The organism is Paenibacillus sp. RUD330 (assembly GCF_002243345.2).
GTDB lineage: Bacteria > Bacillota > Bacilli > Paenibacillales > Paenibacillaceae > Paenibacillus_O.
Map to the genome: position 1 here is coordinate 3,597,674 of NZ_CP022655.2, position 25,899 is coordinate 3,623,572.

General features: G+C 59.9%; 25 protein-coding genes and 1 riboswitch. Of the genes, 9 read left to right on the top strand and 16 right to left on the bottom strand.

All coding sequences use genetic code 11. The features are described from left to right. Nucleotides 1-20: 20 nt before the first annotated feature. The 6 genes from CIC07_RS16310 to spoVAC form a co-directional block, all read right to left on the bottom strand. Nucleotides 21-2,267: a DUF4129 domain-containing transglutaminase family protein gene (locus CIC07_RS16310; RefSeq protein ID WP_076354615.1), complete on the bottom strand. Its 2,247-nt coding sequence runs from the start codon at nucleotides 2,265-2,267 to the stop codon at nucleotides 21-23. Then, the gene (locus tag CIC07_RS16315) at nucleotides 2,260-3,516 is read right to left on the bottom strand and encodes a DUF58 domain-containing protein (RefSeq protein ID WP_076354613.1); all 1,257 of its coding nucleotides are present in this window, start codon (nucleotides 3,514-3,516) and stop codon (nucleotides 2,260-2,262) included. Before CIC07_RS16315 ends, CIC07_RS16310 begins: the two co-directional genes overlap by 8 nt. A gap of 3 nt (nucleotides 3,517-3,519) precedes the next feature. Further along, the gene (locus tag CIC07_RS16320; protein ID WP_076354611.1) at nucleotides 3,520-4,476 is read right to left on the bottom strand and encodes an AAA family ATPase; all 957 of its coding nucleotides are present in this window, start codon (nucleotides 4,474-4,476) and stop codon (nucleotides 3,520-3,522) included. Between the two features lie 163 nt (nucleotides 4,477-4,639). Further along, nucleotides 4,640-4,990: a stage V sporulation protein AE gene (gene spoVAE / locus CIC07_RS16325; protein ID WP_094248058.1), complete on the bottom strand. Its 351-nt coding sequence runs from the start codon at nucleotides 4,988-4,990 to the stop codon at nucleotides 4,640-4,642. Further along, the gene (spoVAD, locus tag CIC07_RS16330; RefSeq protein WP_076354607.1) at nucleotides 4,987-6,006 is read right to left on the bottom strand and encodes a stage V sporulation protein AD; all 1,020 of its coding nucleotides are present in this window, start codon (nucleotides 6,004-6,006) and stop codon (nucleotides 4,987-4,989) included. The genes spoVAE and spoVAD overlap by 4 nt, the downstream gene beginning before the upstream one ends. A 1-nt stretch (nucleotide 6,007) precedes the next feature. After that, complete coding sequence (gene spoVAC / locus CIC07_RS16335) at nucleotides 6,008-6,502, bottom strand: stage V sporulation protein AC (protein ID WP_076354605.1); 495 nt, start codon at nucleotides 6,500-6,502, stop codon at nucleotides 6,008-6,010. Between the two features lie 327 nt (nucleotides 6,503-6,829). On the opposite strand from spoVAC, the gene CIC07_RS16340 reads away from it, so the two are divergent. After that, entirely contained in the window at nucleotides 6,830-8,077 is a 1,248-nt protein-coding gene (locus CIC07_RS16340; RefSeq protein ID WP_076354603.1) for a CynX/NimT family MFS transporter, read from the top strand. A 137-nt stretch (nucleotides 8,078-8,214) separates the two neighbouring features. Continuing rightward, nucleotides 8,215-8,757: a C40 family peptidase gene (locus tag CIC07_RS16345; protein WP_076354601.1), complete on the top strand. Its 543-nt coding sequence runs from the start codon at nucleotides 8,215-8,217 to the stop codon at nucleotides 8,755-8,757. 62 nt (nucleotides 8,758-8,819) lie between these two features. On the opposite strand, the gene CIC07_RS16350 is transcribed toward CIC07_RS16345, so the two are convergent. The 3 genes from CIC07_RS16350 to CIC07_RS16360 are packed head-to-tail and all read right to left on the bottom strand — an operon-like array spanning nucleotide 8,820 to nucleotide 11,390. Next, on the bottom strand, nucleotides 8,820-9,677 hold the full coding sequence (locus CIC07_RS16350) for a MetQ/NlpA family ABC transporter substrate-binding protein (protein WP_076354599.1): 858 nt from the start codon (nucleotides 9,675-9,677) through the stop codon (nucleotides 8,820-8,822). A 43-nt stretch (nucleotides 9,678-9,720) separates the two neighbouring features. Next, a complete protein-coding gene (locus CIC07_RS16355) occupies nucleotides 9,721-10,380 on the bottom strand; it encodes a methionine ABC transporter permease (protein ID WP_076354597.1) in 660 nt (219 codons plus the stop codon). Beyond that, nucleotides 10,377-11,390 carry a methionine ABC transporter ATP-binding protein gene (locus CIC07_RS16360; protein WP_076356846.1) on the bottom strand — a complete coding sequence of 338 codons (1,014 nt, stop codon included), beginning with the start codon at nucleotides 11,388-11,390 and terminating at the stop codon, nucleotides 10,377-10,379. Before CIC07_RS16360 ends, CIC07_RS16355 begins: the two co-directional genes overlap by 4 nt. A 460-nt stretch (nucleotides 11,391-11,850) precedes the next feature. Here CIC07_RS16360 and CIC07_RS16365 point away from each other — a divergent pair, with 460 nt between their 5' ends. Next, nucleotides 11,851-12,615 (top strand): YdcF family protein, encoded by a 765-nt coding sequence (locus tag CIC07_RS16365; RefSeq protein ID WP_076354595.1) that lies wholly within the window; start codon nucleotides 11,851-11,853, stop codon nucleotides 12,613-12,615. Between the two features lie 96 nt (nucleotides 12,616-12,711). Here the strand turns inward: CIC07_RS16365 and CIC07_RS16370 are convergent, their stop codons facing one another. Together CIC07_RS16370 and CIC07_RS16375 are read right to left on the bottom strand one after the other, a co-directional pair. Beyond that, complete coding sequence (locus CIC07_RS16370; protein WP_076354593.1) at nucleotides 12,712-13,791, bottom strand: Gfo/Idh/MocA family protein; 1,080 nt, start codon at nucleotides 13,789-13,791, stop codon at nucleotides 12,712-12,714. Nucleotides 13,792-13,998: 207 nt separating this feature from the next. Further along, a complete protein-coding gene (locus CIC07_RS16375) occupies nucleotides 13,999-14,199 on the bottom strand; it encodes a copper ion binding protein (RefSeq protein WP_076354591.1) in 201 nt (66 codons plus the stop codon). Nucleotides 14,200-14,530: 331 nt separating this feature from the next. On the opposite strand from CIC07_RS16375, the gene CIC07_RS16385 reads away from it, so the two are divergent. Continuing rightward, the gene (locus tag CIC07_RS16385; RefSeq protein ID WP_076354587.1) at nucleotides 14,531-14,887 is read left to right on the top strand and encodes a hypothetical protein; all 357 of its coding nucleotides are present in this window, start codon (nucleotides 14,531-14,533) and stop codon (nucleotides 14,885-14,887) included. 311 nt (nucleotides 14,888-15,198) lie between these two features. Here the strand turns inward: CIC07_RS16385 and CIC07_RS16390 are convergent, their stop codons facing one another. From CIC07_RS16390 to CIC07_RS16400, 3 genes are read right to left on the bottom strand one after another with little or no spacing between them, the layout of a single operon-like run. Next, nucleotides 15,199-16,089 (bottom strand): glycine betaine ABC transporter substrate-binding protein, encoded by an 891-nt coding sequence (locus tag CIC07_RS16390; RefSeq protein ID WP_076354583.1) that lies wholly within the window; start codon nucleotides 16,087-16,089, stop codon nucleotides 15,199-15,201. A gap of 24 nt (nucleotides 16,090-16,113) precedes the next feature. After that, nucleotides 16,114-16,959, bottom strand: coding sequence for an ABC transporter permease (locus tag CIC07_RS16395; protein ID WP_076354581.1), 846 nt, complete (start codon nucleotides 16,957-16,959; stop codon nucleotides 16,114-16,116). Beyond that, nucleotides 16,937-18,154, bottom strand: coding sequence for a quaternary amine ABC transporter ATP-binding protein (locus CIC07_RS16400; protein ID WP_076354573.1), 1,218 nt, complete (start codon nucleotides 18,152-18,154; stop codon nucleotides 16,937-16,939). The genes CIC07_RS16395 and CIC07_RS16400 overlap by 23 nt, the downstream gene beginning before the upstream one ends. Nucleotides 18,155-18,395: 241 nt before the next feature. Here CIC07_RS16400 and CIC07_RS16405 point away from each other — a divergent pair, with 241 nt between their 5' ends. Next, on the top strand, nucleotides 18,396-18,965 hold the full coding sequence (locus tag CIC07_RS16405) for a GbsR/MarR family transcriptional regulator (RefSeq protein WP_076354571.1): 570 nt from the start codon (nucleotides 18,396-18,398) through the stop codon (nucleotides 18,963-18,965). 129 nt (nucleotides 18,966-19,094) lie between these two features. Here the strand turns inward: CIC07_RS16405 and CIC07_RS16410 are convergent, their stop codons facing one another. After that, nucleotides 19,095-19,586 carry a C40 family peptidase gene (locus CIC07_RS16410; protein ID WP_021881457.1) on the bottom strand — a complete coding sequence of 164 codons (492 nt, stop codon included), beginning with the start codon at nucleotides 19,584-19,586 and terminating at the stop codon, nucleotides 19,095-19,097. A gap of 3 nt (nucleotides 19,587-19,589) precedes the next feature. Beyond that, a riboswitch (cyclic di-AMP (ydaO/yuaA leader) is annotated at nucleotides 19,590-19,723 on the bottom strand. 633 nt (nucleotides 19,724-20,356) lie between these two features. Between CIC07_RS16410 and CIC07_RS16415 the strand changes: the two genes are divergently transcribed. After that, on the top strand, nucleotides 20,357-21,703 hold the full coding sequence (locus CIC07_RS16415; protein WP_076354569.1) for a glycosyl hydrolase family 18 protein: 1,347 nt from the start codon (nucleotides 20,357-20,359) through the stop codon (nucleotides 21,701-21,703). Between the two features lie 90 nt (nucleotides 21,704-21,793). Here the strand turns inward: CIC07_RS16415 and CIC07_RS16420 are convergent, their stop codons facing one another. Further along, complete coding sequence (locus CIC07_RS16420) at nucleotides 21,794-22,249, bottom strand: CBS domain-containing protein (protein WP_076354567.1); 456 nt, start codon at nucleotides 22,247-22,249, stop codon at nucleotides 21,794-21,796. A 179-nt stretch (nucleotides 22,250-22,428) separates the two neighbouring features. On the opposite strand from CIC07_RS16420, the gene CIC07_RS16425 reads away from it, so the two are divergent. The 3 genes from CIC07_RS16425 (at nucleotide 22,429) to CIC07_RS16435 (ending at nucleotide 25,835) form a co-directional block, all read left to right on the top strand. Further along, nucleotides 22,429-22,878 carry a MarR family winged helix-turn-helix transcriptional regulator gene (locus CIC07_RS16425; RefSeq protein ID WP_076354565.1) on the top strand — a complete coding sequence of 150 codons (450 nt, stop codon included), beginning with the start codon at nucleotides 22,429-22,431 and terminating at the stop codon, nucleotides 22,876-22,878. A 171-nt stretch (nucleotides 22,879-23,049) separates the two neighbouring features. Beyond that, nucleotides 23,050-23,340 carry an ArsR/SmtB family transcription factor gene (locus CIC07_RS16430; protein WP_076356844.1) on the top strand — a complete coding sequence of 97 codons (291 nt, stop codon included), beginning with the start codon at nucleotides 23,050-23,052 and terminating at the stop codon, nucleotides 23,338-23,340. Then, nucleotides 23,340-25,835, top strand: a complete 2,496-nt coding sequence (locus tag CIC07_RS16435) for a DsrE/DsrF/DrsH-like family protein (protein WP_076354563.1) — start codon at nucleotides 23,340-23,342, stop codon at nucleotides 25,833-25,835. The genes CIC07_RS16430 and CIC07_RS16435 overlap by 1 nt, the downstream gene beginning before the upstream one ends. The last annotated feature ends 64 nt before the right edge of the window (nucleotides 25,836-25,899 follow it).

The following is a 25,899-nucleotide window of genomic DNA, read 5'->3' on the forward strand; positions in this document are numbered from 1 at the left end:
ATTATCCGTCGCGGCCCGGATCAGCCCGGCTTGCCGAACCTGCCGAGCACGCCGTTGACTTTGCCGGCGAATGCCTCGGCGTCGCCGTATGAAACGGGCTTTCCGCTGTATTTCACCTGCTCGAAATCAGCCAGGATAGCCTGAAGCTCTTGCTGCAAATACTTGCGCTGCTTCGACCACCGCAGCACCGCCTCTCTCAGCGTCTCGTGATCCTCCTTGACCAGGCCGCCCCGTCTGGCGGAGCGAATCAACCGGCCGGTATCCCACGATATCCGCTCCTCGGCAGACAGCGAGCGGATGCGCAGGCGGCGCCAAGACTCCGCAAGGAGATGCCGGTTCACGAATGCCGCGGCAGCTGCGGCTGCAGCCAGGAGGATGCCTCCGACGACGTAGACATAGGACGGCACGGTGAAGCCGGAGGCATCGGCCGCCTCCGTGTCCGTTGCAGGAGCCGCGCTTGGCGCCGGCGTCGGGGTTGCCGCCGCCGCATCGTCGGCTGCCGCCGGATACGGATAGGCGAAGCCCGCTGTCGGCTCGAACGGAATCCAGCCGTAGCCTTCGAAGTAGATTTCGACCCAGGAGTGGGCATCGGAATTCCGCACCGTATAGATGTCGCTCTCCATCCACTCCTCAGGTCCGCCGCGCATGCCGCCCGGCGTCGGAACGCGGTTCGAGCCGGAAGCATAGCCTTTCACCCAGCGGGTCGGCAGATCGACGGAACGGGCGAGCACGGCCATGGCCGACGAATAATAATCGCAATAGCCTTCCTGAATCTCGAAGAGGAAGGAATCGACGAAGTCGGCGCTGACCTTCTTGCTCGTGTCCGGCTGATTGGTGTACGGGAAGTTCGTCTTGAGATACTCCTCGATGGCGGCAGCCTTGCCGAAATCCGTCGGCTCGGCAGACGTCAGATCGCGCCCGAGCTGAGTGACCCGGGCCGGAATATCCATCGGCAGCTGCGTGTACATGCTCTGCAGCCGCGGGTCCGGAATGACCGCTTGCGCCGCCTTGACGCCGTCGTCCACAAGCGTCTGCTCCGAGACGAGAGCATAGGTTTTGGGGTATGTCTTTTGTCCGTTCTCATATCGGAGCTCCATGGAGGATGAACCCCAGCCGCCCGAGCCGGAAAAATCCTTGGAGTCGTTGAACGACTCCAGCGACTTGATGGCGGAGGCGCCGAACAGGACCGGGAACACGTCCTTGCGCGCCATCTTGAACTCTTGATGGATCTCCACCGTTTCGGCGGCGGAACGATCCCATCCGAGCGGCAGCTCGTCCCCCACACCATAAGGCATGAATTTCTCGTTCTTCTCGAGCTCGCTGTCTTCCCAGCCTTTGCCGGTATAGTCCGATTTGGTCTCGCCTCTCCAATAGCTCTTGCGGTCCGACTTGACCGTCATGACCGGAGAATAGTCGTAGTTGAAGCCTCCGCCAAGCTTGCCGTCCTCGCGGCTGTAGCCCGACTTGCTGCTCTGCTTGCTGGAGTTCGCCGGGGCAATGCCCTTGTCCCCTACGAAAGACTGGACTTGCTCGCCCTGCGCTTCCTTCCACACCGTGTACGGATCCTTGATGATCGGCGGAATCTCGGGAACGAACAATCCCGTCGCCATGACGAGGGAGAGCACCAGCACGATCGGCAGGAGAAGCTGCGCCGGATAGCTCTTCAGCCTCGTCCAGCTCGCGGGATGGTCCCGCTGGAAGCGGGCGAAGTGCTCGGCGATCAGCCAGACGAGTCCGGCGAAAATGACGATGGCCGTGTTGTCCCATAGATAGATCGGCGTGAAGGAATCCGTCACCGCCAGGACAAGCAGGCATGCCGAGGTGAAGCCGGCGATCCGAAGCCGGATGCGCGTCCATGCGGAGAAGAGAACATAGACCATCCACACCGCAAGCGCGATTTCCAGAAACGGATGAAGGGCGGCGAGATTGTCGGCCAGATGGGCCAAGCGGCCGTCCATGAGAATCGGGTCGTACGGCGTCCACTGTATGGGAGCGGCGGCGGAGAGGATGACGCCGATGGACGCGAGCTGCAATAGGATCCGGTATGTTCTCCGCAAAGGCAGCAGCTCGATCAGGGCGGACACCCCCAGGACGAGGTACACGACCCGGAATGTTTCGGGCCACCAGATCTTCTCCAGCACCGATAGGCTGCTCGCGATCATGACGGCTGTCAGAAGGCTGCTCAGCATGACGAACCAGCGGGCGGAGGGGGCGTTCATTCCCTGGACAAGCCCCAGGCAGCGGCGGTTTTTCCTGCCTTCAGGCATCGGCGGCCGCCTCCCTTCCGTCAAGCGCGTCCGGAAGCTCCTGCAGGCTTGAGATCACATAGACAGGGCCGCCGTAATCGTGGAAAGAGCCGCTGTCCGTTCCGGAGGAACGGTCCTCGATCTTGATGCAGCAAGGATTCATGCCCCGCCGGGACAGCCTCGACATCGCCCGGCGCACTTCGTCCGGACCGGCGTCCGTCACGAGCACAGCCAGCGAGCCGCGTTCAAGCACCGCTTCCGCCTCCGACAGGGCGGCGTCGATTCCTTCCGCTCCATCGTTGTCCGCTGCGGTAAGCAGATCCATCGCCCGATGAAGCTGGTCGCCGCCGCTGCCGGAACGGAGAGTTCCGGGAATCCGGGAGGAGATCCAGAGCCCCATGGACGTGTTGCGCCGGAGGCCGTGCTGGAACAGGGACGCCGCCGTCGATACGGCGGTCTCGAATCGCGCTTCGGCGCCCGGAGCCTGGCGGCGGCAGGCATCCAGGAGCACGATCGTGCGCGGAAGCGCCTCGCGCTCGAATTCCTTGGACTTCCACTGTCCGGTCTTGGCGGTCGCCCCCCAGTGGACGCGGGAGAGGCGGTCGCCCGGCAGAAACTCCCGGATGCCGTTGATCTGGGTCGTCTCGCGCGAGGCCCGGGGAGCCGAGGCATGCGAATAATGGCCCTTCGCCCCTCTGCGCACCCGCTCCCAGCCGCGAAGCTCGATCGTTCTCGGCCTCACCGCAAAAGCGTCCGCCGACTCGAAATGGCCGGTATGCTCGAAAAAGCCGAACAAATCCCGCGTCGAGCATTCCGTCGGCAAAAACCGGTAGACGCCTCTTTCCAGCGGCGGCGTCCTGTAGGAAGCCAGTCCGCTCCGCTTCACATTCGGGACGAAGCTGATCTCGAACGGGATCTCCTCGCTGCCGTTGCGCTGCAGCACTTCACGGACAAGCACATAGGGAACCGGATAATAGCCGGGCAGCTTCATGCTCAGCCTGACTTCCTGAGAGCTGCCCGCGCTGAGAACCGCCTGGGCGGCCGGCGACTGGTCTCCGGAAGCCGCGATCAGGCGCTTGCCCGATATGCCGCGGATTCCGCTCCAATAACCGAGAGAAATATAAAGGATCAGTCCGTTCAGGATGCAAAAGATCATGACGGCGGTTTTGCCGCCTTGAAAAAGCATGTACAAAAGGCTGGAGACGTAGATCAGCGCCAGCAGCCGCCACCTGAAGGCGGACTGGCGCCTCCTTGCAGGGTTCAAGCCCATACGTCAGCGCTCCAGCCGGACCGGCACCTTGGTCCGGCCGACGACGTCCTCGATGACCGTCTCGGCGCGGGTGCCGCCAAGCCTTGCGGCCGGCTTCAGCAGGAGCCGGTGCGAGAGCACGTGGACGGCGAGCTGCTTGACGTCGTCCGGAATGACGTATTCCCGCTTCTCGATCAGCGCGCGGGCTTTGGCGGCGCGCATCAAGGCTACCGCGGCGCGCGGGCTGGCTCCCAGCTGCACGCCTTCATGCTCGCGGGTGCTGCGGACGAGCCGGACCAGGTATTCCCCGACCGCTTCGTCCACATGGACCTTCTCCGCCAGCTCCTGGAGCTTGACGATGTCGCCGATCTCGGCGACCCGGCCGAGCAGATCGGAAGGATGGCCGCTTTCCTGCTTGAGCACCATGCGCCTCTCTTCGGCTTCTCCCGGATAGCCGAGCGACAGCCGCATCATGAAACGGTCCATCTGGGCCTCGGGAAGCAGATACGTTCCCTCGAACTCGATCGGATTCTGGGTCGCGATGAGAATGAACGGGCTGGGCAGCGAATACGTCTCCCCGTCCACCGTGATGCTTCTCTCCTCCATCGCCTCCAGGAGGGCCGACTGTGTCTTCGTCGTCGCGCGGTTGATCTCGTCCGCAAGGACGAGATGGGACATGATCGGACCGGGACGGAAGATGAACTGCTCCTCCCGGGGATGATAGATGGTCAAGCCGGTGATATCGGTGGGCAGCAGATCCGGATTGCACTGGATGCGCCTGAAATCGCCCCCGATGGAGCGGGCGAGGGCTTTGACGAGCTGGGTCTTGCCTGTTCCCGGCACATCTTCGAGCAGCAGATGGCCTCCTGCCAGCAGGGCGATCAGCACGAGCTCGATCTCGCGCTCCTTGCCCAGGATGCAGGATTCCAGATTGCGGCGAATGTCCGTGCACAGCTGTAGATCGGATGCGTAGACTTCCATGTCCATGACTCCTTCCGAAGACTGCTTCCCCTGCGAGAGCGGTATTTTATTAGTTTACAAGAACCGACTAATTCTAACAATAACACCCGTTTCCAAAAAAAATTGGAGAATCCCACAGAGGGATTCTCCAATGCATACGATAGTTGGGGACAAAATGTTTCGCTCATCCCTTCGGACGGACGACGAGAGCCGCCAGGAAGGAGAAGATGATCGCCGCGCTTATGCCTGCGCTGGTGACCTTGAATATTCCGGATATGACCCCGATCCATCCCGTATCGTGCAGCTCGGTCAGCGCGCCGTGTACGAGCGAGTTGCCGAAGCTCGTGATCAGAACCGTGACGCCCGCGCCGGCGAACTTGATCATCGGCTCGTACCAGCCTAAGCCGTCCACGATGGCTCCGACGACGACCAGCGTCGCCATCGTATGCGCCGGCGTCAGCTTGCCGACGTCGAACATCAGCTGCCCGATGACGCAGATCGCCCCGCCGATCAGAAACGCCCATAAATAAATCATGCGTACACCCCGCTTTGTTCAATGGACACCGCATGCGCGATGCATGGAATCGTCTCGCCCTGCTGGAACGACAGCGGCGAAAGGAGCGCTCCCGTCGCCACGACGAGAATCCGCTTCAGCTCCCCCGACTGGACGCGCTTCAGCAGATGTCCGTAAGTGACGACGGCCGAGCATGCGCAGCCGCTGCCCCCGGCCTGCACCTTCTGCTTGTCGATATTGTAGATCATCAGACCGCAGTCGTTGAACTGCGTCTGCTCCATCGGAACTCCGTTGCGCTTGAGCAGATCGGCCGCGATGCCGTGGCCGACCGTCGCCAGATCCCCGGTGACGATCATGTCGTAATCGCCCGGCGAGCGGCCGGTGTCCGTCAGATGCATCTGGATGGTGTCGACCGCGGCCGGAGCCATGGCCGCGCCCATATTGAAGGGATCGGTGATGCCGAGATCGACGATGCGGCCGATCGTCGCGCATTCCACGACCGGTCCGATGCCTGCAGGCGCGACGACGGCCGCTCCTGCTCCCGTGATCGTGTACTGCGCCGTAGGCGGCTTCTGCGACCCGTACTCGGTCGGATACCGGAACTGCTTCTCCGCCGTGCAGTTGTGGCTGCATGTTCCGGCCAGCACGGATTTGCCTGCGCCGGAGTTGACGATCAGCGACGCGATCGCCAGCGACTCCATGGACGTGGAGCAGGCGCCGAAGACGCCCAGATAGGGCACGCCCAGCGTCCGGGCGGCGAAGGTGTTGCTGATGATCTGGTTCATCAAGTCCCCGCCGACGAAAAACTCCAGCTGCTCCTTCGTCATGGAGGCATTTTTCAGCGCGAGATCCGAAGCCTGCTCCAGCAGCAGCCGCTCCGCCTTCTCCCAGCTCTTCTGCTGCATGTCCAGTTCAGGGTGGATCAGGTCGAAATCAGCGGCAAGCGGCCCTTCTCCCTCGTCAGGACCGACGACAGTAGCCGTCCCGACAATGACCGGACGGTTCTCGAACCACCAGGTCTGCTTTCCTCTTTGCATCTTAAGGCTGCCCCCCAGTACCCAGGATGAGATGCGCGATGCCGACGAAGAAAGCCGCTACGGTGCCGAATACGATCACCGAGCCGGCCAGCTTGAACATATTCGCTCCGACGCCGAGGACAAGCCCCTCGCTGCGATGCTCGAGCGCTGCCGAGCACATGGAATTGGCGAAGCCGGTGACCGGCACCGCCGTGCCCGCTCCCGCCCACTGGGCGATCTTGTCATAGACGCCCAGGCAGGTCAGGATAACGGAAATCAGGATCAAGACGGCGACGGTCGGATTCGCCGCCTTGTCCACAGGCATTTTGAAGGCATGCATGAAAAATTCCTGAATGCCTTGGCCGATCAGGCAGATAAAGCCGCCGACCAGAAAGGCGCGCACGCAGTTGCTTAAAACGGAGCGGGACGGCTCCCTCGTCTTGGCGAACGCCTGATACTCCTTCGGCGACATCGTCATTTTCTTGAAGCCTTCGCGCCGCGCGCTTTTGCTTGACATCGATGTTCCCCCTTGCTGGCCGCTATCGCAGGCGCCGTCCTGCGGCGCAGCATCGCAAGCCATGAATTGGAGGTTATTATTCGCCTTTCCCTCAAGTCTTATCCAGCTTTTCCGCTCCGCCATCGATTGCCAGGCGCCGGCTTGCGTCCGCGGGGCATCTTATGTAAAAGGAGCAGATCAATCCGGGCCGCTTCACTGGCGCTGCCGCTGCAGGAAGCGTCATTTTATATTTACTTTAGCCGTGAAGTAGGATATTATACGTTATTGGTACCCTAAAAAGCTCACATACAATGTCAACCAAGGGGCCTGGAAAGAAGGAACTTATTCATGAGCCACATTCCCAAGCCTGCTTCCGGCCGAAGCAGGCTTCTGACTGCCTCGGCGATCGCAGGAATCCTGCTGATCGCCGCCAATATGCGCGCAGCCATAACCTCCGTCGGGCCCGTGATCGACCAGATCCGCGCCAGCTACGGCCTGAGCAGCGAAATGTCCGGCCTGCTCACCTCGCTTCCCCTGATCGCCTTTGCCGTCATGTCCCTGCTTGCTCCGCGCATCGCGGACCGCTTCGGCGCAGAGCGCTCCCTGCTTTACGGGCTGCTTTTCCTCATTGCGGGCATGCTGCTGCGGACATTGCCCGCCGCAGCCGGACTGTTCGCCGGCACCGCCCTGCTCGGTCTGGCGATCGCTCTCAGCAACGTCCTCCTGCCGAGCATCATCAAACGTGATTTCCCGGCGCGGATCGGAATTCTGACCGGCTCCTATTCGGTGACGATGAGCATATTCGCCGCCATCGCCTCCGGCGTATCCGTCCCGCTGGCTTCCGTGCCGGGCTGGGGATGGAAGGGAGCGCTGCTGATATGGGCGCTGCTGGCCGCAGCCGCGCTGGCCGTATGGATTCCCTATTCCCGGAAAGCGGCTCCCGCTGCCGCTTCCTATAAAGCAGGATCAGCGCCGAGCATGTTCCGCTCCTCGCTGGCCTGGAGGATCACGTTCTTCATGGGCATCCAGTCCATGACCTTCTACGTGACGATCGCATGGCTGCCGGCAGTATTCCACGAAAATGGGATGAGCGCCTCCGCCGCCGGCTGGATGCTCTCGCTGATGCAGTTCGTCAGCCTGCCGACCTCCTTCTTCATGCCGGTATGGGCGAGCCGCATGCGCTCCCAGGTGCCGCTTGTGCTTGTGTCCGGCGCTCTGTCGCTGGGCGGCTATTCCGGACTTCTGTTCGGCAGCACAGGCATGACCTGGCTCTGGATCACGCTGCTCGGCCTCAGTCAGGGAGCGACCATCTCGCTGGCCCTCACCTTCTTCGGCCTCCGCACGCGGAACGCCGGAGAAGCCGCGAAGCTGTCCGGAATGGCGCAGTCGCTCGGCTACCTGCTGGCGGCGCTCGGGCCGATCCTGTTCGGCTCCATCCATGATCTGTCCGGCTCCTGGAAGCCGGTGCTCGCCATCCTGCTCGGCCTCTCCTGCATCGTCATCCTGCTCGGCATCGGAGCCGCACGCAACCGGTACGTCGCAGCAGAGGAAAATACCTCCCTGCCCGATCGATCCGGCCGCTTGAGCAACAGCTGATCTCATCCGATTCCTGCCCGCCTCTCGGCGGGCTTTTATTTTGGTTCTTTTTGGCATGATTAGGCTTTTCTAAGAAAATATCCACCTTCTATCAAGCGATGCTAGAATGGCCTTACATCGACAGAAGGAGGAACATCATGAATCTTTTCCTGCATCTTCGCAAAACCGTCGCCGGCGCCGCCGCGTTGTCCCTCATCCTTGCCGCGGGCACAGCGGCGGCGGCCAAGCCCGTCCATGCCGCGCAGGCCAGCAGTACATATGACACTGCAGCCGCTGCCGCATCCGTATCCGCAGCAACCAAGGCCGACCGCATCGTCGCCTATGCGGAATCCCTGAAAGGCAAAGTGAAGTACAGCTACGGAACGAACAACCCGTCGAAGCTTATCTTCGACTGCTCCTCGTTCACCAAATATGTCTTCGCTTCTCAAGGCGTCTCGCTCAAATGGGGATCTGCCGCGCAAAGCAAGCAGGGCGCCAAGGTCAGCAAAGCCAACCTGCGCAAGGGCGATCTCATGTTCTTCACCGTCGGCTCCTCCAAATCGATCGGACATGTCGGCATCTACATGGGCAACGGGAAGTTCATCCACAACACGATCGGCTCCAACGTGAACGGCATCCTCATCAGCAGCTTCGACAGCGGCTACCAGAAACGGTTTGTATCCGCCGCGCGGGTGCTCTGACCTCCAGCCGTCAAAAAAAGGCCCTCGCGCATTGCGCGAGGGCCTTCTCTGTACAGCTTGGATCAGAACGCCGGAACGATGGCTCCCGCGTAGTTGTCTTCAATGAATTTCTTCACGTCGTCGCTGTTCAGAGCCTTGATCAGCTTCTGGATGCCTTCGGAATCCTTGTTGTCCGGACGGGCGGCGACGATGTTGGCGTAAGGAGAATCCTTGCCTTCGATGAACAGGGCGTCCTTCGTCGGGTTGAGCTTGGCGTCGAGAGCGTAGTTCGTATTGATGATCGCGATGTCGACCTGGCTCAGGACGCGCGGCAGCGTGGCCGCTTCGAGCTCCTTGAACTTCAGGTTTTTCGGGTTCGTCGCGATGTCCTTCACCGTCGCGCTGATTCCGGCGCCGTCCTTGAGCGTGATCAGGCCGTTGTCGGCCAGCAGCTTGAGCGCGCGGCCGCCGTTGGTGGCGTCGTTCGGAATGGCGATGGTCGCTCCGTCCTTCAGCTCGTCCTTCGACTTGAGGCTGTCGGAGTAGGCTCCGATGGGCTCGACATGCACCGTGCCGACGCTGACGAGATCATAGCTGCGCTCTTTATTGAACTCGTCCAGGTAAGGAACATGCTGGAAGAAGTTCGCATCCAGCTTTTTCTCGTACAGCTGGACGTTCGGCTGGACATAATCCGTGAACTCGACGACTTCAAGGTTGACGCCTTCCTTGGCCAGGGCATCCTTGATGTGGTTGAGAATCTCGGCATGAGGGACCGGGGAGGCTCCGACCTTCAGCGTAATCGGCTCGGAAGCGCCTGCTCCGGCATTGGATGCGGCGTTTTCTGCAGCCGCGCCGCCGGCATTGTTGGCGTTTTTGGCTCCGCAAGCCGCAAGGGCGAGCACAAGCAGCGACAAGGTGAGGACAGTAAACCATTTTTTCATGAGTATGACCCTCCAATAAATGTAGTGTAATCTCTCTCTGGTCTTATCTCCTGCTGATCCGGCGGACAAGCCAGTCTCCAAGAACCTGGAGCAGCTGGACCAGCACGATGAGGATGACGACCGTCACGATCATGATGTCGGTCTGGAAGCGCATATAGCCGTAACGGATCGCCAGGTCGCCCAGCCCGCCTGCTCCGATGGTGCCCATCATCGCGGTGTACGATACCAGCGTGACCGCCGTGACCGTAATCGCGGCGAGCAGTCCCGGACGGGATTCCCGCAGCAGCACCCGGCGGACGATATCCCATTTGGAGGCTCCCATCGACTGAGCGGCCTCGATGACGCCTTTGTCGACTTCCCGCAGCGCCGTCTCGACCAGTCGGGCAAAAAACGGAGCGGCTCCGATGACAAGCGGCGGAATCGCTCCCTTCACGCCGATGGTCGTCGTGACGATCGCCTCCGTGAGCGGCATGACCGCGATCATCAGGATGATGAACGGCACCGACCTCAGAATGTTCACGACAAACGACAGGACGGAATACAGGACCGGCATGTGGAGCAGCTGGCGGCTGGACGTCAAGTACAGCAGAACGCCGAGCGCGAGGCCAAGAATGACCGTGAAGATCATGGAGAACACCATCATCGTCAGCGTATCCTGCGTCGCCTGCCAGATTTCGTCCCAATTGATATTCTCCCAGGTCATTCCGGCAGCACCTCCACGTCAAGTCCGCTCGCGCGGAGCGATTCGATGACGGCGTCTGCTTCGCCGGGCCCTCCGCCGCTCAGCTCCACAAGAAGCTGTCCGTAAGGAGTATGCTTCATGCGGGAGACGGTTCCCTGGAGGATCGCGCATTGCACGGGACTGCCCTTCAGCGCTTCGAAAAGCACCGGCTGGTACGTTTCTTCCCCGACGAAATGAAGCCGGATAAGGCGCGAATTGTCGCGGGTCCGCAGCGGCGCGCCGTCCGACAGATCGGACATCTCGTCGACGAATTGCCTCGTGACCTGGTGGGACGGCTTCAGGAACACGTCGAGCACGTTGCCGGATTCGACGATCGTACCGGCGTCCATGACCGCGACGCGGTCGCAGATGGAGCGGATGACGCCCATCTCATGCGTGATGAGCACGATCGTCAGGCCCAGCTTCTCGTTGATGTCCATCAGCAGCGCAAGGATGCTGTTCGTCGTCTGCGGATCGAGCGCGGAAGTGGCCTCGTCGCAGAGCAGCACCTCGGGATCGGCGGCAAGCGCCCTGGCGATGCCGACACGCTGCTTCTGGCCGCCCGACAGCTGGGACGGGAACTTGTTCCCGTGCGCCTGCAGGCCGACAAGCGCAAGCAGCTCGTCCACACGGCGGGAGATTCCCGGCTTCGTATGGCCTGCCAGCTTGAGCGGGAACGCGATATTATCGCGGACCGTCAAGCTGGAGAGCAGATTGAAATGCTGAAAGATCATGCCGATCTTGCGGCGCTCCCTCTGCAAGCCCCGTTCTCCCAGATCGGTCAGGACGACTTCCCCGACTTTCACCGTGCCGCGCGTCGGACGCTCCAGCAGATTCATGCAGCGGATCAGCGTGCTTTTGCCGGCCCCGGAATGGCCGATAATGCCGAATATCTCGCCTTTGCGGACATCGAGCGTGATGTCGCGGATCGCGTCTACTTCTCCGCCGCCAGCGCTGCGGTATGTTTTCGTCACATCCTGCAAGTGAATCAGGTTTATCCCTCCCGGAACAACACCGCCTATCAAATCCTATAAAACCAAGTAGTTTAAGTGGTATTATATAGGCGGACGATGGGTTTGTCTATAGTCGATGAAATATCGTACTAGCATGCGGAACGGCGCGGTTTTCATACCCCGTTCCCAAAGTCTTTATTCTAGTATTCTGACATAGCCATGTCAAATTGCAGAAGTTTCCTGAGGGAACCGGAAAAGATGCCTGGCCGGGATATGTCCTCTCCAGGATAGACGGCATTGCCTGCCGTTCAGCCCCCCTTTTCCCCGAGAACAGGAGCATACGGCTGCTTTCCTCTGTTTTTCGAGCTGGCGGCCACTTGCCAATCGGCTCCGGTTTGTGATTTATAATAGATGATATCCAAAAGCAAGGGGAACGGCGCGGCCGGCTGCATCAAGGCATCCGCTCCGCCGTTCCCCGGAATTTAAGCGAGGACAAGCCTTGATCTATTTCGTCAAATTCGCCTACAGCCTGCTCCTTCCGCCCGGCTTGTTCCTGCTTCTGCTCGGGGCCGCCGTCTGGAGAGCGTGGATCCGGGACCGCAAATGGACATGGCTCCCGCTGCTGCTGCTTGTCGCGCTGTACTTGATGAGCTCGGGGCTGGCCAGCGACGCTCTCGTGCGCAGCATCGAAAGCCGCTATCCGCAGCCGCAGCCGGCCGATGTGGGCAAGCAGGCCGACGTCATCGTCGTGCTCGGCGGCGGAGCGACGCGGGATACGCCCGATCTCGAAGGACTCGGCAACCTGTCCGGTTCGGGAGAAGCGAGGCTGCTGGCGGCAGTCCGGCTGCATCTCAGGACAGGGCTGCCGATCCTGTTCAGCGGAGGCCGGGTATTCCCGGACAGCGGCAATGAAGCGGACATCGCGGCCAGGCAGCTGCGCGGGCTGGGAATTCCGGCCGAGAGCATCTTTCTCGAGAACCGTTCGCTCAATACCGAGCAGAATGCCGCATACAGCAAGGCGCTGCTGGAGGCCGAAGGGTTCAGCCGTCCCGTGCTCGTCACTTCCGCCTTCCATATGAGACGCTCGGTGGAGACGTTCCGGCAAGCCGGGCTCACGCCCCTTCCCTATCCAGTCGACTATGGGGCGCCGGCCGATGCCGTCTTCTATTGGAGCAAGCTGCTCCCCTCCGGCGGAGCCATGGCGGCCAGCTCCGCGGCTCTCAAGGAATACCTGGGCATGCTGGCCCTTCGGCTCAAGGTCTGAGCCTCAAGGCGGCAGCCCGCTTGAGATGGCGGAGAAATGAAAAAACGGTCCTCCCCGTCGCCGGGATAGGACCGTTTTTTTAGCTGCACAGCTGGATCAGTCGAAGTAGACCGTCTTGCCCGTGCGGGCGGATTCGTAGATCGCTTCGAGAATCTCCGTCACGACAAGCGCCTGCTCCGGCTTCACGACCGGCTCGGTATCGTTGAGGACGGAATCGATCCATGCGGAGCATTCCACGTCGATATCGCGCTGCGATGTGCCGCTGTAGAAAGCGACGCCTCCTGCGTTCAGATCGATTTCCTTGACGTACAGGCGGCTGCTGTCCTCGCCGTTGATCCGGAGGCCGCCCTTCATGTCGGCTCCGCCTTCCGTGCCGCTGAGCGAGCACTTGGCTTCGTCGATATCCAGCGTGTTGAGCGCCCAGCTCGCTTCAAGCACGATCGTCGCGCCGTTCTCCATCTTGATGAAGCCCATCGCGGAGTCTTCCACGGTGAACTTGGCCGGGTCCCAGGGACCCCATGCATTGGCCGCGTTCTCCTTGGAGCCGAGCTTGTGGAAGACCGAGCCCGTCACCGACACCGGCTTGTAGTTGTCCATCATCCACAGCGTCAGATCCAGCGCATGCGTGCCGATATCGATAAGCGGTCCCCCGCCTTGCTTTTCCTCATCCAAAAAGACGCCCCAGGTCGGAACGGCGCGGCGGCGGATCGCATGCGCCTTGGCGTAATAGATCTCGCCGAGCTCTCCGGCCTCGCACACCTTCTTGAGATGCTGGCTGTCCGGACGGAAGCGGTTGTTGTACCCGATCGTCAGCTTCTTGCCGGAGCGGCGCGCCGCCTCCAGCATCGCTCTGGCTTCCTCCGCGGTCTTGGCCATCGGCTTCTCGCACATGACATGCTTGCCGGCATCCAGCGCGGCGACCGAGATCGGCGAATGCGAATCGTTCGGCGTCAGCACATGCACGATATCCAGGCTGCCGTCCTTCAGCAGCTCCTGGTAATCGGTATATACGGCTGCGCCATCGATGCCGTACTGGTCCGCGGCCTGACGCGCCTTCTCCTCGACGATATCGCAAAATGCCGCAAGTTCCACGTTTCCGTTCTGGCTCAATGCCGGCAGATGCTTGCCGTTCGCGATGCCGCCGCAGCCGATGATGCCCACACGCAGTTTGCTCATTGTCCAACCTCCGCAACTTGTAATTGAAAGCCCTTACCCATCTTTAATGTACCACAGAGCCTGGACGGAAAAGACTAGCGAATGAGGACATTCTTTATTCAAAATTGCGACATTGCATCCATGCCCTGACGCTTGAAACAAAAAAGGAAGGATCCGGGCGATCGCCGCCCGAATCCTTCCCTGTTGAAGCACGCCTATCCGTTCGAATCAAACGACATCGTAGCCCTGCTCTTCGATGACTTCCTTGATCGCCTGCAGAGACAGCTTGGAATTGTCGAACTCCACCGTCACTTTGCCGGATGCAAGGTCGACCTTCGCGCTGCCGCCCGCACTCTTGACCGCGCCTTCGACGGAATTGACGCAATGCCCGCAGGACATTCCCTTCACTTGAAGAACTTCTGTCGCCATCTATTCCACATCTCCTTCAGGCTCTGCCGGAGCCGGGATTTGAATGCTCTTTCCCTTTCAATATACCCCCAGGGGGTATGTATGTCAAGCCGGATTGTTCCTCAGCATGTTCTTGCCCGTACTCCAAGGCCCAGCTCCCCCTTATGATGGACATATGCCGCGGAACCACAGCGGCGGCGCGCCCGTCCCGGAGCATCGCCCTGATCTTCTCGCTCAAGCAAGGCGTCCCGTCGTATCTGACTTCATGCCCGGCCAAGCGGGAGCTGACCAAAATCATTCGCTTCGCCTCCTTTCTGTCTTGCGATTACGCCTTTCATTATAATACGGCGCGATGGACAGCTCCATCCCTTCCATCCCCGGGAAAAAGGAAGGTGTACAGCCGGATCAGACGGAGCAGCGGTTCAGGACCCGGTACGAGGAAATCGAGAAGTCCGAGAGCTGCGGCTATCGGGCCGAGCTGCTGACGCAGATTGCCCGCTCCCTCGGCCTTCAGCAGAAATTCAGCGAGGCCGAAGCCGTTCTGGACATCGCGCAGACGCTGCTTCCGGAATCCACTCCTTCGGCCGCAATCCGCTATTGGCTGGAGCGGGGCCGCGTCTACAACTCCTCCTCCCGCCAGACGGAAGCGCTGCCTTGTTTTGTCGCGGCCGGGCAGGCGAAGCTTATCCGATCCGGCTGGATCTGCTGAAGTCCAGGGATGCCGCCGATCCGGACGGGTACGTATACGAGGAGCTCGGAGAATGCCTGCTTGCGCTTGGACGCTATCATGAAGCCGCCGAATGCTTCGGCCAGGCGCATCCGCTCCTTTCCCAGGACCGCTGGTTTTCCGGGCCGGAGCGGCTTGAGCGGATAAAGCGGCTGTCCCGCGCTAAGACATAAAAAACCAGCAGGCAGGCGCATTCGGAAATGCGCCTGCCTGCTGGTTTTCAATTTGCCCGTCCGGCAAGCTGCTGAAGCCCCGATCCTTGAGCTTGGAGCCTGCCGAAACTCCGAGCCGCTCTACTTGGCCAAATCCTCGATCGAGGAAATATCCATATAGGAAGGAACGACGAGGCCAAGCCTCGTACCCTTCAGGTTCGCCCCGAGATCCTCGTACTTGTCCTTGTACTGCTCCGCATAGTCCTTGTGCGTGATCGGCAGCCATGCCGCCACGATCGCGTCGGCGTCGCCGTTCGCCACTCCCGCCCACATCGGACCGGCTTCCACCTGCAGCAGCTCCGTCTTGTAGCCGAGACGGTTCTCCAGCACCCACGCCACAACGTTCGTGCTGGCGATCTCGGAATCCCAGGCTACGTAGGCGAGCTTGAACGGCTTGCCGGACACCTTCTCGATGCCGTCCACCCAGCCGTCGATCAAGGCCGCGTTGTCTTTCGCCCAATCGGCTGCGGCTGCGGCCGGTTCGGCGCCTTCCTGGATGGCCACCATCACTTTGGCCATATCGGCATCCGTCCATTCGAAGCGGTCGAGGAATTCATAAACCGACGGCGCATCCTGCTTCAATCCGCCGCGCACGATCGTATGGATCTCCTCGTCCTCCCCGAACGATTTTTTGGGATCGTCCAGATATTTCAGATCATACTTCCCGAACATCCAGTGGGGCGTCCAGCCGGTGACGATGATCGGCTCCTTCTTCTTGATCGCCTTGTCGAGCGCAATCGTCATCGCCGCTCCCGAGCCTTCGACCAGCGTCCAATCCGTCAGGCCGTAGTCCTCGACAGCCCGATTGGCGGCAGCCATCAGGCCGGCGCCGGGATCGATGCCGATGATTTTATAGCCGACTGCCTTGCCGACGGATTGCTCGCTTCCGCCGGAATCCGTCCCGTTTCCATTGTTGGCCGCTGAACAGCCTCCAAGCGCGATGGCTCCAGCAAGTCCGAGTATCCCTGCCATTTTCCAAGAGTTCCGAATCAAAATCTATCCTCTCCTGTCTGCATGTTTTTTTCCTTTGACGAGATGCTGCGTCAGCCGATCCAGGAAGATCGCCAGAATGACGATGGCCAGGCCGGCTTCGAAGCCTTTGCCCGTCTTGATCTGGCTGACGGCGCGGTACACATCCGCTCCGATGCCCTGCGCCCCGATCAGGGAAGCGATGACGACCATGGACAGAGCGAGCATGAGCGTCTGGTTGATGCCCGCCATGATCGACGGCACCGCGAGCGGCAGCTGCACCTTGAACAGCTTCTGGGAAGGGGTGGAGCCGAAAGAATCGGCCGCCTCCACCAGATCGGCGGGCACCTGCCGGATGCCGAGATTCGTCAGGCGGATCGTCGGCGGCACCGCGAAAATGACCGAGGCGATGACGCCGGGCACGACGCCCAGATTGAAGAACGTCACGGCCGGGATCAGATAGACGAAGGCCGGCATCGTCTGCATGAAATCAAGGATGGGCGTCACGATGCTCTGCGTGCGGTTGTTCCGGGCGCAGGCGATTCCGATCGGCACGCCGAGCACGATGCTGACGATCGCCGATGTCAGCACGAGCGCCAGCGTATCCATCGTATGGTCCCAATAGCCGAGATTGTCGATCAGGAACAAGCCGACGAATGTGAACAGCGCCATCGGCCAGCGCATGATCCACCAGGCCAGCGCCGTAAACAGGACGATCAGCACGAGCGCAGGGGGAAGATGGAGCAGATAAGAGAAAAAGTCCACGACGCCTTCGATTCCGGCTGAAATCGGATCGAACAGGAAATTCATGTTCTCCTCGATGGAATCGACCATGCGGTCCACCCATTTATCAAGCGGTAGTTTCGGCAGCATCGACGCTCACCTCCCGTTCCGCGACATGTCCGGCAAGCGCTCCGAGCACCGCTCCGCGCACGATGACGCCGACGATCCGTCCCGCCTCGTTCACGACGGCGACCGGGTACTTGCTGGTGCCGCATATGTCGAACAGCTCGTGGAGCAGCATCTCCGGAGTGACGACCGGAGTATCACGGACGACGATCTCCTCCAGCGGCTGCCCGCGCCTCACCGCTTCCGACGCGTCGTCGGCGGTAATGACGCCGATCAGCTTGCGGCTGCGGTCGGTCACGAACAGATTGGAGATGCCGCTCTCGCGCATCAGCTGCAGGGCGACCCTGGCGCCGCGGTCGAGGCCGATCGTCTCGGGACGCAGCATCACATGGGAGGCGGTCAGCACCTTGGACAGATCCACGTCCTCGACGAACCTCTCCACATATTCGTTGGCAGGATTGACCATGATTTCTTCCGGCGTGCCGATCTGCACGATCGCTCCGTCCTTCATGAGCGCGATGCGGTCCCCGATCCGCAGCGCCTCATCCAGATCATGCGTAATGAACACGATCGTTTTTTTCATTTTCTCCTGAAGCTCCAGCAGTTCGTCCTGCATGTCCTTGCGGATGAGCGGATCGAGCGCGCTGAACGCTTCGTCCATCAGCAGGATCTCAGGGTCGTTCGCAAGCGCCCTTGCCAGTCCGACCCGCTGCTGCATGCCGCCGCTCAGCTGCTCGGGATAGCTGTCGGCCCTCTCTTCCAGCCCGACAAGCCGCAGCGCTTCCCTCGCTTTCGGCTCTCTTTCCTTTTTGGGCACCTTCTGGACCTCAAGCCCGTACTCCACGTTTTCAAGCAGCGTCCGATGCGGGAAGAGCGCGAATTTCTGGAAGACCATGCTGATCTTTTTCTGGCGCACCTTCCTCAGCTGCTCCGCATTCAGGCGGGTAATATCCTGTCCCGCGATGCGGATGGCGCCTCCCGTCGGCTCGATCAGCCTGTTCAGCAGACGCACGAGAGTCGATTTGCCGCTGCCGGACAATCCCATGATGACAAAGATTTCCCCAGGCTCGACGGCAAACTGGACCCGGTTGACCCCAACCGTATGCCTCGTTTCTTTAAAGATCCTGTCCTTGCTCCACCCTTCCTTCAGAAGCGGCAGAATTCGTTTTGGATCCTCGCCGAATATTTTCGTCACATCCGTGACTTCAATGATCGACAAGCGCTTCACCTCCTCATGGCCTCGCTTGCGGCCAACGCTCACTCGAACTAGTCTATCGAACAATTTAGGACACCGTCAACCGTTTTATCCGTATAATAAGTACGTACGGTTTTTTCTGTACATACTTTACATGCGAAATGCTCCCGTATCCTCTCACATGCTCGTTCATTAACCGCTTTACATTGCCGGAATTGTTTCTTACAATTACTTTGTCAGCCGAGAAGGCGATGAAGGAGCGGACATGATGACCAATGATTTCGCCGGCTTGGAGGCCGCGCAGGAGCAGGCAATCCAGAAGGCGCGCAAGCGCGTGATCGAGTCCATCGGCAAGAACATGGACCTGTACGGCATTACGCAATCGACAGGACTGCTGTATGGGCTCATGTTTTTCCAGGACAAGCCGATGAATCTCGACGAGATGGGCCAAGCGATGGAAATGAGCAAAACCAGCATGAGCACCGGTATCCGCACGCTGGTTGATTTGAATATGGTGAACAAGGTATGGGAGAAGGGATCGCGGAAGGACTTGTATGAGGTCGAGCGGGACTGGCACCAGACTTTCGCCGATTTTTTCGTCCTGAAGTGGAGAAAGGCCGTGGAGCTCAACCTGATGGCGCTCCGCCGCTCCAAGGCGGAGCTCGACAAGCTGGCGGAGAGCGGCGGCTCGGAAGCCATGCAAGTCCTGATCGGCGGCGATCTCGAGAAGATCCGCCAAGCGATCGACTATTATTTGTGGCTGGACCGGGTCATCGATCTGATGGAATCCGGCGAGATATTCAAGCATGTGCCGAAGGAAGAGCCTTCGGACTGAAGCCAAAAAGAAGCCTTCCCCCGCGGGAAGGCTTCTTTTTGGTCCTGCTGCTGAATTCGGCCGACTGCGCAAAAAAGAGAGACAGGCGGCTCATGCCGCCTGTCTCTCTTCATCCTACACTACCGCCCGTCATTCTCCGGCGTCGTCGGCCGTTTCTTCCTCTTCGCTCACCATCTTGCTGTAATCCTCGCCCGTCGCGACGCGGCGCGCCGTAACGTAGCGCTTGGCATAGTAGGCATCGTCCAGATCCGTGTAACGGACGCCCTTGCTCGAGGAGTGGGCGAACTTGCCGTCTCCGACATAGATGCCGGCATGCGAGATGCCGCGGCCGCTGGTGTTGAAGAAGACGAGATCCCCCGGACGAAGATCATCCTTGTCCACCTTCGTGCCGGCCTTGGCCTGGGACTGGGAGGAGCGCGGCAGCTTCACGTCGAACTGACCGAAAATATAGCGGACGAATCCCGAGCAGTCGAACCCTGCCGTAGTCGTGCCTCCATACTTGTAGGGAGTGCCGAGAACCTTGCCGATGGATGACTTCAACTCGGTGCTCGCGAATACGCTGGATGATGCGAACACGGCAATAAGAATGAAAGCGGTGATGGACATGATGACTTTCTTCACAGATGGTTCTCCCTCCGGTGCCTACGAAGTTAGCTGATGGGTTCGGTAGAAGGTTCCCTAGAATTCTCTCTTGCAGAATTCATTCACCCCGATTGGTTCCCCCGTTTTTCTTAACGAAAATTCGGCATTTATTTGTTTCAAGCCTGTTTGCTAATGGTTAATATTCGTAGTTTCTTGTCGAACTCCTCCCTTTGGATTATTAGAAGTCTTTCATAATTGGTAGGCTTGCAGAACTATGCATAGTATTCCAGACTATGAAAAGCCTCCAGCATTGGCACGGCTTTAGTTGCATATCCCTATAATTCTACGAAAAGTGGATAATCTGTTCGGCACCATGAACGGCGCCAAATAATCAAAGCCTGGCACCAGGATGGCCCCGAGCCTTCAAGAATAGCTGTTTTGTCGAATTGCGTTGTGAATGACGCCGACTCTTTCTTGGCTCGATGTTCTCCAGCTCCCCTCCACGCCGATCCTGCTCAATATCTTTTCCAAGATGACGATTGCCGGATAGCGGACGAGGCGAAGGGAATAGGATTGCGCCCGCCCCCTCCCCTGCACGGCATGAATAGTCCCTTTTCCTTGATCCTCTCCAGGCCTCTATTCCCATTTGCTAGAAATTTCTCCCTGTCTCCATCCAATTTTCCCCTTTTATCGATAAGCACTTTCATTGATAATGAAAGTGCTTTCAATAGATTCGACAAAAGGAGGCCGGATATTCCCTCTCATTCCTGCTTCGCCCCTATCATTCCATCCTTCAGGAGGTATCGTTCATGTTCAAACCGAACCGCCGCATCGCCGCTTCCGCGCTGAGAGTCTTGATGCTTGCCGTGCTGCTTGCCTTCTCGCTCATTCCGCAAGGCGTCGCCGTCCAGAAGGCCAGCGCTGCGGATGCATGCAGCGGAATCGCTGCCTGGAGCTCGTCATCCATCTATACCGTCGGGCAGAAGGCGGTCTACTCCGGCACGCTGTACGAAGCCAAATGGTGGACGCAAGGCGAGCGTCCGGATCTCGCCGGAGAATGGGGAGCTTGGAAAGTGCTGTCCGTCTGCTCGGCATCCCCTACGCCGACTCCGACAGTAACGCCTGCTCCTTCGGCAACGCCTAAGCCTAGCGCCACGCCGACACCGACGCCGGTGCCGACCAAAACGCCGACGCCGACGGCCACTCCTGCGCCTGCCGGAAAAATCATCGGCGCCTATGTAGCCGACTGGCATTTCCCCGTCATCAGCACCGTGCCGGCCGAGAAGCTGACGCATGTGTTCTACGCCTTCGCCGACGCGACCTCTACCGGTGTCGGCGGAGGGGATGCCGGCAAGCTGTCGCAGCTCGTCTCGCTAAAATCCAAAAATCCGAATCTCAAGGTTCTCGTCTCCGTCGGCGGCTGGGGCCGCTCCGCCAGCTTCCCGGCAGCGGCGGCTTCGGAAGCAAGCCGCACGGCGTTCGCCAACAGCGCCGTCTCCTATATCAGGGCCAATAAGCTGGACGGCATCGATATCGATTGGGAATATCCGGGCTCCGGCGACCGCGCGAACTATACGTTGTTCATCCAGAAGCTCCGTTCGGTTCTGGACGCGGCCAGCTCCGCCGATGGACGCTCCGCCAACAAATACCAGCTCACTGCCGCAGTCGGCGCCTCCGATTACGGTCTCGGCAACATCGATATCGCCGCCGTCATTCCTTCCTTCGATTTCCTCAATGTCATGACGTACGATCTGCAGAACGGAGCGAATACCCATCACACCGCTCTATACAACTCCTCGATGGCAAGCTTCAGCGTCGATTCCGCCGTCAAACTGCTGAAGAGCAAGGGCGCTCCGGCAGCGAAGCTCGTCGCCGGAGGCGCCTTTTACTCCCATGGCTCCGGCGACTACACCTATGATGAGCTCAAGGCGAGCTATATCAACAAGAACGGCTGGACTCGCCAGTGGGATTCCACCGCAAGGGCCCCGTACCTGACCAATTCCAGCGGCGGCTTCCTCAGCTACGACGATGCGGAATCGCTGACGGGAAAAGTGAATTACGCGAAATCCGGCGGCCTCGGCGGCATCATGTTCTGGGAGTACGGCCAGAACATGAACGGAGAGCTGCTGGAAGCCATCTATCAAGCGATGAAGTGATCCGCGGATCGCAGAACGAAGGAGAGCCCATGATGCCGGATCGGCATCATGGGCTCTTTTTTGGCCGGACAGCGCTTGCAGGCTGTTTTCTTACAGAAGAGACTGAAACGATTGCCGGATGACGTCGCCGCGGCTGATGATGCCCGCAAGGACGCCGCCCCGGTGGACCGGCAGCTTTTTGATCTGCTTCTTGCCCAGGATGGCGGCGATCTGCTCGATGTCGTCCTCCACGGAAGCGGTTACAACTTTTTTCTTGGCGATCGCCATGACGTTCAAAGGAAGCAGCCGCTTCAGCCTCTCCTCGTACTCGTCGTTGTCGCCATTCACGACGGCCGTGAAATAAAAGGCATCGACGACAATGTCTTCATGCTTGCCGATATATCGCATGATGTCTCCGTCGCTGACGTATCCGACGATAACGTTGCGCTCGTTGACGACGGGCAGGCCGCTGATGCGGTAAGCAAGAAATCTCTCGATGACATCCCTCACCGTATCGGTTTCCTTGACCTTATAAACCTTCGAGATCATAAAATCCTTGGCTTTCATCCTCATAACCCCTCGATACCGATTTGCGGATGCCTCAAACAAGTTGTATGATGAAAGTATATACTTGTATTATACAACTACTGGACATCCTGTCAATGGGTCATCCCTGCCGCCGAGAGTTCATGCAGCAGCGGGATGAGCTGCCCCGAACCTATGCCGAACGATAATGAGGAATTGCCATGAACGAACTTCCTTTCGAGCATATCGAGCTCGAGCTCTCCATCCTCGCCAGGCTCGTAGCCTCCGCCACGACCTACAGGAAGGAAGGAATGCTGGACCGCTCCGCTTATTTGCTCCTCCAGCAGATCTCATCGAGGAGATCGGCCGGCGTCAAGGCGCTCGCAGATGATTTCCGTCTGGACATATCCACCGTAAGCCGCCAATCGGCTGCCCTGGAGCAGAAGGGGTTGGCGTACCGGATTCCGAATCCCCAGGACGGCCGTTCCTATTCCCTCGAGCTGACGGAGGCCGGCGCCCTGGCCTTGGAGGCGAACCGCAAAGTCAGAGCCGACTATATCGCCGAGCTGCTGGCGGGATGGTCCGATGAGGAGCAGAAGCAGTTCGGCGCCCTCCTGGAGAAGTTCAACCGCGCCTGCCTGCAGGATCATCAAGCAGCTAGACAGCCTTGATCCTCCATGGGATTAAGGCTGCTTTCATTCCGGACGCCCAATGCCCCTGCCGGCAGAGAAAGGAACCGGACACATTTCCGGCATGAATTCCCCTCTCTTTCCTTGCCTTTTGTATCGCTATATTCTAATATTACGATACTATGACGGGAGGGGAGAATCAGCAGGATGGACATGAACATGAATGTGAAAGTTTACGAGCAGGCGGCCGAGCTGCTCAAGGCGCTTGCCCACCCGATCCGCCTCTGCATCGTCAGAGGACTGATCGGCAAGGGCTCCTGCAATGTTTCCTATATGCAGGAATGCCTCGGACTGCCGCAGTCGACCGTTTCCCAGCATCTGCAGAAGCTCCGCTCTGCCGGCATCGTCGTGACGAGCCGCAGCGGCCTTGAAGTCCATTATTCGGTGCCGGATGCCAAAGTCCATGCGCTTGTCCATATGATTACCGGAGAGGATGAAGCTTGATGCCTAGAAAAATACTGATCGTCGGCGGAGTCGCAGGAGGCGCTTCGGCTGCCGCGCGGCTGCGCAGGCTCGACGAGGAAGCCCATATCGTCATGTTCGAAAGGGATGCCTACATTTCATTCGCCAATTGCGGCCTGCCTTATTATATCGGGAATTCCATCAAGGACCGCTCCAAGCTGCTCGTCCAGACGCCGGAGGCGATGACGCGGCGCTTCGGGCTCGACATCCGCACCGGGAGCGAAGTGATCGGCCTCAATGCGGAAGCCAGGACCGTCACCGTAAGATCTGCCGCGGACGGGGTATATGAGGAAAGCTACGACGCCCTGATCCTGTCGCCCGGCGCGAAGCCGCTGAAGCCGGATATCCCAGGCATCGGCAATCCGAAGGTGCATACCCTGCGCAATATTCCCGACATGGACCGCATCAAGGAACAGGTCGGCCGGGACGGCGTACGCGCGGCCCTCGTTGTCGGAGGAGGATACATCGGCGTGGAAATGGCGGAGAATCTGCGAGAGCTCGGTCTCGATGTCACGCTCATCCAGTCCGGCAGCCAGATTCTCGCTCCGTTCGATCCGGAGATGGCCTCCGCGCTGGCCAGGGAAATGGAGCAGAGCGGCGTCACGCTGATCATGAACGATACGGTTCAAGCTTTTGCGGATGCCGGCGATCGGATTGAAGCGCGCCTTGCAGGCGGCCGGACGGTTGCCGGCGACATCGTCATTTGGGCCGCGGGCGTCGTTCCCGACACGAATTTCCTGAAGGACAGCGGTCTTGAGCTCGGCGAGCGGGGCCATATCCGCGTCAACGAACGCCTGGAAACGAATCTGCAGGATGTGTTCGCGGTCGGAGATGCGGTGGAGGTGGTGGATTACGTCAGCGGACGGGCTGCCGCCATCCCGCTGGCCGGACCTGCCAACAAGCAGGGAAGGATCGCCGCCGACAACGCGTGCGGACTACACAGCTGCTACAAGGGCACGCAAGGCACCTCGATCATCAAAGTGTTCGGCCTGACCGGAGCGGCTACCGGACTGAACGAGAAGATGCTGAAGCGGCTCGGCATTCCCTACCGGGTCACCGTTGTCCATCCGAGCTCCCATGCCGGCTATTATCCGGGCGCCTCGCCAATGACGCTCAAGCTCATCTTCAATGATGAAGGCCGCGTTCTGGGAGCCCAGGCCGTGGGAGCCGACGGCGTCGACAAGCGGATCGACTCCATTGCCGCTGTCATCCGGCTCCGCGGAAGCGTCACGGATCTGACGGAGCTGGAGCTCGCCTACGCGCCTCCTTTCTCCTCCGCCAAGGACCCCGTCAACATGGCCGGATATACGGCGGAGAACATTTTGACCGGCAGAACGAATGTGTTCACGGCGGATGAGCTCGGCTCCCGCAGCGCCGGAGGGACGATGCTGATCGATGTCCGCACGGTGCCGGAGCATGAAAACGGCCATATTCCGGGCTCGCTCCATATCCCGGTGGACGAGCTGCGCGAACGCCTTGGTGAGCTGGACCCCGCAAAGGAAATCTGGGTCTACTGCCAGGTCGGGCTCCGCGGCTATACCGCTTCGCGCATCCTGCTCCAGAAGGGCTTCTCCGTACGCAACCTGACAGGAGGGTATAAAAGCTACCAAATGGCACAGTATAAACCGAATCCGCCCCGGCAGCCGCTCGTCATGATTCCGCCGGCCGGAGCCCCATCGGCAGCCGCTGCCGAATCGGCTGCCGGACAAGCAACGCCGCCGAAGGAGGCTGTCGCCCAAGCCCACGCCGAGCTCGATGCATGCGGCCTCAGCTGCCCCGGCCCGCTGATCGAGGTCAAGCAGAAGATCGATGCGATGGAGGAAGGACAGGTGCTCCGCGTCACTGCGACCGACCCGGGCTTCTATGAGGATATAAGAGCTTGGGCCGCCATGTCCCGAAACGAGCTGCTGCAGCTTGAGAAGAAACCTCGCGGCGTCATCGAGGCTTATGTGCGCAAGCCTGCCGCCGCCGAAGCCGCGGCGGCCTCTCCCCGTTCGGGCGATGCGCCCGAAGGCAGCTCCCTCATCGTCTTCAGCGGCGATCTGGACAAAGCGATCGCTTCGTTCATCATTGCCAACGGCGCTGCAGCCAGCGGCAAGAAAGTGACGATGTTCTTCACGTTCTGGGGACTCAACGTCATCCGCCGTTCCGAAAAGGTGGCGGTGGAGAAGAGCTTCATCGGCAGGCTGTTCGGCATGATGATGCCGCGCGGCAGCCGCAAGCTGGGCATGTCCAGGATGAATATGGGCGGCATGGGCGCCAAGATGATCCGCGGCGTCATGAAGGGCAGCAACATCTCCTCCCTCGAGGAGCTGATCCAGACCGCGATCGGGCAAGGCGTAGAGGTCGTCGCCTGCACGATGTCGATGGACGTCATGGGCATCAAGCGCGAGGAGCTGATCGACGGCGTCAAGCTCGGCGGGGTCGGCTATTACCTCGGCAAGGCCGATCAGTCCGGCATCAACCTGTTCATTTGACTTCATCCCCGTACCGGTTCGGACCGGACGGGGATTTTTTTGCGGTCCGATTCAAAAAAGGCAT